The 5914-nt window shown below is 57.9% G+C and carries 5 protein-coding genes and 1 pseudogene; all 6 read right to left on the reverse strand.

Going from position 1 to position 5914, the window contains the following annotated elements:
- Nucleotides 1-169, reverse strand: a pseudogene (locus ACIPIZ_RS29095) (NADH-quinone oxidoreductase subunit A); the annotation flags it as partial.
- Between the two features lie 638 nt (nucleotides 170-807).
- On the reverse strand, nucleotides 808-2133 hold the full coding sequence (gene aceA / locus ACIPIZ_RS29100; RefSeq protein WP_007920195.1) for an isocitrate lyase: 1326 nt from the start codon (nucleotides 2131-2133) through the stop codon (nucleotides 808-810).
- A 474-nt stretch (nucleotides 2134-2607) separates the two neighbouring features.
- Nucleotides 2608-3369, reverse strand: coding sequence for a secretin N-terminal domain-containing protein (locus tag ACIPIZ_RS29105; RefSeq protein WP_064390677.1), 762 nt, complete (start codon nucleotides 3367-3369; stop codon nucleotides 2608-2610).
- Between the two features lie 214 nt (nucleotides 3370-3583).
- Nucleotides 3584-4009 carry a GNAT family N-acetyltransferase gene (locus ACIPIZ_RS29110; RefSeq protein WP_034155132.1) on the reverse strand — a complete coding sequence of 142 codons (426 nt, stop codon included), beginning with the start codon at nucleotides 4007-4009 and terminating at the stop codon, nucleotides 3584-3586.
- Complete coding sequence (locus tag ACIPIZ_RS29115; RefSeq protein WP_064390676.1) at nucleotides 4002-5171, reverse strand: cupin domain-containing protein; 1170 nt, start codon at nucleotides 5169-5171, stop codon at nucleotides 4002-4004. The genes ACIPIZ_RS29110 and ACIPIZ_RS29115 overlap by 8 nt, the downstream gene beginning before the upstream one ends.
- Before the next feature lie 86 nt (nucleotides 5172-5257).
- Nucleotides 5258-5914, reverse strand: a 657-nt coding sequence (locus ACIPIZ_RS29120) for a lyase family protein (RefSeq protein WP_401168948.1), incomplete at its 5' end; no start/stop codon positions are given.

Below are 5914 nucleotides of genomic sequence, written 5' to 3' on the forward strand. Positions count from 1 at the left end.
CACCGGTCGGTAGCATGCCGGTCTCGAACGGTTCGTTTTTGCTGCGACCCCAGGGTTTTGACCCGAGGAGGCTGGAGACGCCAAGCATGAAGGCACACAGGCCGACGACACCCAGAAGGAAAATGGCAAAGCCCCAGTTGTGGGCCATGAGTCCTGTCGCTTCGGGCATGCTGGTAATCCTTAACAGAGAGCAAAGGTCTCTGAGCTTGATAAAGAAATAGGCAGTGACGATATGTCGCAGCAATCAATCGCGCTGATTTTATGGCTAAACACCCTGCAAGTAAAATTCCTATAGCGAAATTATTTATTGGAATAAGGACATAGCGCATCTCCACTGCCCTGCAGCCCATGCGTTGCGGGCATTAGGCGGGTTTATGCAAATAATGTTTTGTAGGGAATGTAACGAACATAGTTGTGGCTAAATGATAATTGATATCGTTTGGAGTGGTTTTGTAACTGTTTAACGGGATGGAAGTTGGGAAGTTGTCTTACTTGCGCGTTACTGCAAGTAGCGACGGCGCCCGTTTTAGCGGATTTTTCTGACGGATGTACCGCGCTGGATCAATGTTTTCTCCGAACGACACCGATCCCTGTAGGAGTGAGCCTGCTCGCGATAGCGGTGGGTCAGTCACAGTATGCGCAAGCTGACACACCTCTATCGCGAGCAGGCTCACTCCTACAGGGATTTGTGGTGTTCATTAAATCGGGGCAAAAAAAACGCCCCGAACCAGTCGGGGCGTCAGTTTTTCGGCTCTGCGGTTAGCTTTCTATTCGATCCGCAGGGGCCGTTTGCTCAGGCGAAGCAGATCAGTGGAACTGTTCTTCTTCAGTCGAACCGGTCAGTGCGGTTACCGAAGACGAGCCACCTTGAATCACGGTGGTCATGTCGTCGAAGTAGCCGGTGCCCACTTCCTGCTGGTGAGCCACGAAGGTGTAACCCTTGGCAGCGTCAGCGAATTCCTGCTCTTGCAGCTTCACGTAGGCAGTCATGTCGTTGCGGGCGTAGTCGTGCGCCAGGTTGAACATGCTGTGCCACATGTTGTGAATGCCGGCCAGAGTGATGAACTGGTGCTTGTAACCCATGGCGGACAGTTCGCGCTGGAACTTGGCGATGGTCGCGTCGTCCAGGTTTTTCTTCCAGTTGAAGGAAGGCGAGCAGTTGTACGACAGCAGTTGGTCCGGGTATTCCTTTTTGATCGCTTCAGCGAAGCGACGAGCCTCGTCCAGATCCGGCTTGGCGGTTTCGCACCAGATCAGGTCGGCGTATGGCGCGTAAGCCAGGCCACGAGCGATGGCTTGATCGAGGCCAGCGCGAACCTTGTAGAAACCTTCCTGAGTGCGCTCGCCAGTCACGAACGGCTGGTCGTACGGGTCGCAATCGGAAGTCAGCAGGTCAGCAGCGTTCGCGTCGGTACGGGCCAGGATGATGGTCGGCGTACCGGCAACGTCAGCGGCCAGACGTGCAGCGGTCAGCTTCTGTACGGCTTCCTGGGTAGGAACCAGTACTTTACCGCCCATGTGGCCGCATTTTTTCACGGAGGCCAGTTGGTCTTCGAAGTGAACGCCGGCGGCGCCTGCTTCGATCATGCTCTTCATCAGCTCGTAAGCGTTCAGAACGCCGCCGAAACCGGCTTCAGCGTCAGCCACGATCGGCGCGAAGTAGTCGATGTAGCCGTCGTCGCCCGGGTTCTTGCCGGCTTTCCACTGGATCTGGTCAGCACGACGGAACGAGTTGTTGATGCGCTTGACCACGGTTGGAACCGAATCCACCGGGTACAGCGACTGGTCCGGGTACATGGATTCAGCGGAGTTGTTGTCCGCAGCCACCTGCCAGCCCGACAGGTAGATCGCCTGGATACCGGCTTTAACCTGCTGAACAGCCTGGCCGCCGGTCAGGGCGCCCATGCAGTTGACGAAATCTTTCTCAGGACGGAAGGACGGCTTGGCACCCTGGGTGACCAGGTTCCACAGCTTGTCGGCGCCCATTTTTGCAAAGGTGTGCTCAGGTTGAACCGAGCCACGCAGACGGACGACGTCAGCAGCGGAGTAAGTGCGTGTCACGCCTTTCCAGCGCGGGTTTTCAGCCCAGTCTTTTTCGAGGGCTGCAATTTGCTGTTCGCGTGTCAGTGCCATGGAGATAAACCTCGTCGCGTCTTTTATGAAAAGTTGTTCTGCGGTGGAAAATTCCTGCGCTCGCTGACCAGAAGCTTAGGTGGTCAAGTCGGTTTCGGCGGGGTAGGCGACGGGATGAACGATGGGCTCGAGGGGAAGTGAGCAGGTAGTGGCGGACTGCGGGCGCATTCGGGCGTCGTGGGCCTTTATACGGTCTACAGTGTGGAGCCGGGTTACCTAATTACGCTTCCGTCCCTCGGGACAACTTCGTTCCAGTCGGCAACCTCGTCAAACACACCTTGTGGGCGGTACAGACACGAAACGGTTCGCGGGGTAGGTGCGAACATCGCTTCGAAGGCCCTTGCCAGGGCCTCTGATTAGCGGGAGCGAGGCCATCATGCCTTCGCTTTTTTGCCTCGTCAAACGTTTTGTAGTGCTTTTTTTCAAGCACTACATCTTTCGTCTAATACGACTAATCAGTCAGTTTTCGGTGCTTTAGTCCAACGTGTCGACTTTGACCCGCAAGGTCATGTCATCCCGACCTTGAGTCGAGTAGCTGCGGGTCAGGCCCTGTTTGTCAGCCTGGGTCTGGCTGTTGACGCCGGCGAGGGTGATCCATTCACCGAGGCGTCCGCTGACAGTTGTGTCGGTACTTTGTACGTTCACTACATCGGAACGTTCCTGGCTCATTCGGTCATTGTTGGTAGTGATCGCCAGGTGAACGGTGTCGCCGGTGACGCTGGCGGTGACGTAAAACCCTCGAGTGACGTTGCGGTATTGGGTCTGGCTGTTGTAACCGCCATAGGAATCGCTCTGCACGTTGGTGATCGGCACGCTTTGCCCGACCTGGATCAGCGCTGGCATGCCTTCGCTGGCTTGCACCTGTTGCACGCCGCCGTTACGGCTGGTGGTGCTGCGGCTGATGATGCGGGTCTGACTTGGCTGGGCGCCATTGACCGAATAACCCTCGTCGCCCCGACCATTGTTTTCGTTGGTGTCGACGGTGATCAGCAGGCGCTTGGGCGCGGTGTCGAGCTGGGTGATCAGTGCCTTGAGTTCCTGAATCTTGTCTGGCTCGGCCTTGATGATCAGTTGGTTGCCGTAGGCGCTGACCTGACCGTCCTTGCCGAGGAAGTCTTGCGCCATTGGCAGCATGTCGGTGCTGGTGCGGTAATTGAGAGGCACGATTTCTGTGGCTGCCATCACCGAAAAACTGCAGCCGAGCAGCAAGGTGGTGAGCAGGGTGCGTAGGGACATGTCCGTTATCTCCGCGTTCGAAAGGCTTGATATTGCCAGTTTGTCGGCCTTGGGTGGGGCAAGTTGAATCGTAGACAGCAAAACGCCCCGGCATCGGTGATGCCGGGGCGTTTTGGGGGGTGCTTGCGGGCGCCATCGCGAGCAGGCTCACTCCTACAGGGAATCGCATTTCAATTGTAGGAGTGAGCCTGCTCGCGATCGCCGCGCCGCGGTCTTATGCCGAATGGCGAACCATGTCGACATGCGGAATCCCGGCTTCGAGGAATTCCTCGCTGACCAAGCTGAAGCCCAAACGCTCATAGAACGCCGTGGCCTGCACCTGCGCGCTGAGCATTTGCTGCTTCAACCCGCGTTCTTCAGCTTCAGCAATCACCGCTTGCATCAGCGCATCACCGACCTTCATCCCGCGCCAGTCTTTCAGCACGGAAACGCGGCCGATGTGCCCATCAGGCAACAGACGCGCAGTACCAATCGGAAAGTCGCCTTCAAACGCCAGAAAATGTACGGCGGTCGCGTCATCCGCGTCCCATTCCAGCTCAGGTGGCACCGATTGCTCGGCAATGAACACCGTTTCACGAATGCGCCGGATCTCGGCGATGTCCTTCTGCCAGTCTGCGACACGAACGCGAATTTTATTCATCAGCGAACCCCAGGCTACCTTGCTTGACCAGTTCGCAGAGCAGGCCGCGACCGTCTTCGTCGTTCAGCCACTCACCGAGGTTCTCGGTGTGCAGGGCGTCAGCGGCGCAGATCAGCTTCAGCAGTTCGCGCAGCTTGCCCGGCAGGTAACGGCTCTGGCCGCTGGCGAACAACAGCAGATCGTCATCGACTTCCGACCACGCCAGACGCGCGCTCGGGTTGCGGATCAAGATGGCGCCATCCTGCAGAGCGCTGAGGAAATCTTCTTCTTCGACGTCTTCCGGGCCAACCACCAGTTCCGGATAACGCGGCTCGGTCATGTACTGGCCGAACCAGGTCAGCAGCAGACGCTCGTCGCTCATGTGCTCGGCGAGCAGGCTTTTCAGGCGATCCAGGGCATCGTGCTGAATCTGGTGCGGATCGACGGCTGGCTTGGCGTCAGCATCGGTGTAGCGCTCTTCGTCAGTCAGGAACTGGCTGAGGAAGTCGGTGAAGTGGGTCAGCACTTCAGAGGCGCTTGGTGCACGGAAGCCGACCGAGTAGGTCATGCAGTTGTCGACCGCGACACCGCAGTGAGCCAGACGCGGCGGCAGGTAGAGCATGTCGCCTGGTTCCAGAACCCATTCTTCGGTTTCGTGGAATTCGGCGAGGATGCGCAGATCGGCGTGTTGCAGCAACGGGCTCTCGGAATCGCACATCTGGCCGATTTTCCAGTTGCGCTTGCCGTGGCCTTGCAGCAGGAACACGTCGTAGTTGTCGAAGTGCGGACCGACGCTGCCACCCGGGGCGGCGAAGCTGATCATCACGTCGTCGACGCGCCAGCTCGGCAGGAAGCGGAAGTTTTCCAGCAGCTCGCTGACTTCCGGGACGAATTGGTCAACGGCCTGAACCAGCAGGGTCCACTCTTTTTCCGGCAGCTTGCTGAATTCGTCTTCAGCGAACGGGCCGCGACGCAGTTCCCATGGGCGCTCGCCGTGCTCGATCACCAAGCGCGATTCGACTTCTTCTTCCAGGGCCAGGCCGGCCAGTTCGTCGGCGTCGATCGGGCTTTCGAAGTCAGGAATCGCCTGGCGGATCAGCAGCGGCTTTTTCTGCCAGTAGTCGCGCAGGAATTCACGTGCTGTGATGCCGCCCAGAAGTTGAAGAGGAATATCGGGATTCATATGTAACCTATTGAAAAAAAGCACTTTTCAGACGGGAATAAAAACGCCCGGCGCGGCCGGGCGTCTCAAGCGGGTCAAACGGTCGATCAGATGCGTTTGGCTTGCGCTACAGCGTTGCCGATGTAGTTGGCCGGGGTCAGTTGCTTGAGCTCGGCTTTCGCTTGCGCAGGCATGTCCAGGCCGTCGATGAAAGTCTGCAACGCTTCCGGGCTGATGCCCTTGCCGCGGGTCAGTTCTTTCAGCTTTTCGTACGGGTTTTCGATGTTGTAGCGGCGCATCACGGTCTGGATCGGCTCAGCCAAGACTTCCCAGCAAGCATCGAGGTCAGCGGCAATCTTCTGCTCGTTGAGCTCCAGTTTGCTGATGCCTTTGAGGCTGGCTTCGTAGGCGATCACGCTGTGGGCGAAGCCGACACCGAGGTTGCGCAGTACGGTGGAGTCGGTCAGGTCGCGCTGCCAGCGGGAGATCGGCAGTTTGCTCGCCAGGTGCTGGAACAGTGCGTTGGCGATGCCCAGGTTGCCTTCGGAGTTTTCGAAGTCGATCGGGTTGACCTTGTGCGGCATGGTCGACGAGCCGATTTCGCCAGCGATGGTGCGCTGTTTGAAATAACCCAGGGAGATGTAGCCCCAGATGTCACGGTCGAAGTCGATCAGGATGGTGTTGAAGCGCGCAATGGCGTCGAACAGCTCGGCGATGTAGTCGTGCGGTTCGATCTGCGTGGTGTACGGGTTGAAGCCCAGGCC

This window comes from Pseudomonas sp. NPDC087690, from assembly GCF_044743175.1.
In the GTDB taxonomy this organism is placed as follows: domain Bacteria; phylum Pseudomonadota; class Gammaproteobacteria; order Pseudomonadales; family Pseudomonadaceae; genus Aquipseudomonas.